The 211-nt window shown below is 78.2% G+C and carries 1 protein-coding gene; it reads left to right on the top strand.

The genetic code is table 11. The features are described from left to right. A partial coding sequence (locus BST12_RS35250) for a hypothetical protein (RefSeq protein ID WP_211281460.1) occupies nt 1-211 on the top strand: 211 nt, incomplete at both ends.

The raw sequence follows: 211 nt of genomic DNA, 5'->3' as shown, positions 1-211 counted from the left end.
GGCTTCAACGCCACCAGCAGCACCGAGGCCGCTACCAAGGGCGGCGACGGCGGCAAAGGCGGCGCCGCCGGCGGGGCCGGCCTAGTCGGCACCGGCGGCCAAGGCGGCACCGCAGGCACCGCCGGCACCGGCGGCAAGGGCGGCGACGGCGCCCAAGGCGGCAACGGCGCCCAAGGCACCCCCGGCTCCGCGAACAATAACGGCGGCACCG

The sequence above is a fragment of the Mycobacterium angelicum genome, from assembly GCF_002086155.1.
GTDB classification, from domain to species: Bacteria; Actinomycetota; Actinomycetes; order Mycobacteriales; family Mycobacteriaceae; genus Mycobacterium; species Mycobacterium angelicum.
Note: the sequence above shows the minus strand (reverse complement) of the source record. Positions and strands in the feature narration are given on the sequence as shown.